The organism is Epibacterium sp. Ofav1-8 (assembly GCF_022348185.1).
Taxonomy (GTDB): domain Bacteria; phylum Pseudomonadota; class Alphaproteobacteria; order Rhodobacterales; family Rhodobacteraceae; genus Epibacterium.
Genome location: NZ_JAKRFD010000025.1, coordinates 1 through 2,500, shown reverse-complemented (window position 1 = coordinate 2,500; position 2,500 = coordinate 1). Strand labels below are relative to the sequence as shown.

General features: G+C 53.9%; 1 tRNA gene and 2 rRNA genes (1 of these 3 cut by a window edge). All 3 read left to right on the top strand.

The annotated features are described in order from the left end of the window. Positions 1 to 2,064, top strand: a 23S ribosomal RNA gene (locus MHM97_RS22510) (it extends 767 nt beyond the left edge of the window). Positions 2,065 to 2,251: 187 nt separating this feature from the next. Further along, positions 2,252 to 2,366: ribosomal RNA gene (gene rrf / locus MHM97_RS22505) — 5S ribosomal RNA — on the top strand. Positions 2,367 to 2,421: 55 nt separating this feature from the next. After that, positions 2,422 to 2,498: transfer RNA gene (locus MHM97_RS22500), tRNA-Met, on the top strand. The last annotated feature ends 2 nt before the right edge of the window (positions 2,499 to 2,500 follow it).

The window sequence follows — 2,500 nt, the reverse complement described above, 5'->3', positions numbered from 1 at the left end:
CTGTTGAAAAAGGTCGGGATGAGTTGTGCCTAGGGGTGAAAGGCCAATCAAACTCGGAGATAGCTGGTTCTCTGCGAAATCTATTTAGGTAGAGCGTCATCCGAATACCCCGGGGGGTAGAGCACTGGATGGGTAATGGGGCCCCACAGGCTTACTGATCCTAACCAAACTCCGAATACCCGGGAGTACTAGATGGCAGACACACTGCGGATGCTAACGTCCGTAGTGGAGAGGGAAACAACCCTGACCTCCGGCTAAGGCCCCTAATTCATGGCTAAGTGGGAAAGCAGGTGGGATGTCCAAAACAACCAGGAGGTTGGCTTAGAAGCAGCCATCCTTTAAAGATAGCGTAACAGCTCACTGGTCTAAATAAGACGTCCTGCGGCGAAGATGTAACGGGGCTCAAGCCATGAGCCGAAGCCGAGGATGCACATAGTGCATGGTAGCAGAGCGTAGTGTGACATAGAACAGCTCCTCCTTAACGCCTTCGGGCGTATTGGAGGAACAGTTCTTTCGATGAAGCGGGCGCGTGAGCGATCCCGTGGAGAGATCACTAGCGAGAATGATGACATGAGTAGCGACAAAGAGTGTGAGAGACACTCTCGCCGAAAGTCCAAGGGTTCCTGCTTAAAGCTAATCTGAGCAGGGTAAGCCGGCCCCTAAGCCGAGGCCGAAAGGCGTAGGCGATGGGAACCAGGTTAATATTCCTGGGCCAGGAGGATGTGACGGATTGCGAAGGTAGTTTGCTCTTATCGGATTGAGCAGGCTGCTGAGCAGTCCCTGGAAATAGCCCTCCATCAGACCGTACCCTAAACCGACACAGGTGGACTGGTAGAGAATACCAAGGCGCTTGAGAGAACGATGTTGAAGGAACTCGGCAAAATACCTCCGTAAGTTCGCGAGAAGGAGGCCCGGGTTCAAGGCAACTTGGATCCGGGGGCACAAACCAGGGGGTGGCGACTGTTTATTAAAAACACAGGGCTCTGCGAAGTCGCAAGACGACGTATAGGGTCTGACGCCTGCCCGGTGCCTGAAGGTTAAAAGGAGGGGTGAGAGCTCCGAATTGAAGCCCAGGTAAACGGCGGCCGTAACTATAACGGTCCTAAGGTAGCGAAATTCCTTGTCGGGTAAGTTCCGACCTGCACGAATGGCGTAACGACTTCCCCGCTGTCTCCAACATCGACTCAGCGAAATTGAATTGCCTGTCAAGATGCAGGCTTCCCGCGGTTAGACGGAAAGACCCCGTGCACCTTTACTACAGCTTCGCACTGGCATCAGGATTGTGATGTGCAGGATAGGTGGTAGGCATCGAAACTGAAACGCAAGTATCAGTGGAGCCAACCTTGAGATACCACCCTTCGCACTCTTGATGTCTAACCGCGGTCCCTCAACGGGATCCGGGACCCTGCGTGGCGGGTAGTTTGACTGGGGCGGTCGCCTCCTAAAGCGTAACGGAGGCGCGCGAAGGTGGGCTCAGAGCGGTCGGAAATCGCTCGTTGAGTGCAATGGCAAAAGCCTGCCTGACTGCGAGACTGACAAGTCGAGCAGAGACGAAAGTCGGCCATAGTGATCCGGTGGTCCCGAGTGGAAGGGCCATCGCTCAACGGATAAAAGGTACGCCGGGGATAACAGGCTGATACTGCCCAAGAGTCCATATCGACGGCAGTGTTTGGCACCTCGATGTCGGCTCATCTCATCCTGGGGCTGGAGCAGGTCCCAAGGGTACGGCTGTTCGCCGTTTAAAGAGGTACGTGAGCTGGGTTTAGAACGTCGTGAGACAGTTCGGTCCCTATCTGCCGTGGGTGTAGGATACTTGAGAGGAGTTGCCCCTAGTACGAGAGGACCGGGGTGAACGATCCACTGGTGGACCTGTTATCGTGCCAACGGTAGTGCAGGGTAGCTATGATCGGAAAGGATAACCGCTGAAGGCATCTAAGCGGGAAGCCCCCCTCAAAACAAGGTATCCCTGAGGGCCGTGGAAGACCACCACGTCAATAGGCCGGAGATGTAAGCGCAGCAATGCGTTCAGTTGACCGGTACTAATCGCCCGATTGGCTTGATCTGATCCAGTAAAAGACAGCCAAAACCAAAAACGCATACACAATACTTGGACAACACGTTGATGATCTCGATCCTGGAGCGCGCCATAAACCGGCAAGCCATCCGGAGGCTTACGAGACTTGATACTCAAGTCTCTCAAAGCCGACCGAATAACCTCCACAGGATCGAAAATCATGGGATGATTATTCGGTTTGGTGGCCAGAGCACAAGCGAAACACCCGGTCCCTTCCCGAACCCGGAAGTTAAGCGCTGTTGCGCCGATGGTACTGCGTCTTAAGGCGTGGGAGAGTAGGGCACCGCCAAACCTAATAATCACCCCAAAAACAAAAAACTCTCTAAACAAAACACAAAAACAAACACCGCGGGATGGAGCAGCCAGGTAGCTCGTCAGGCTCATAACCTGAAGGTCGTAGGTTCAAATCCTACTCCCGCAACCAAA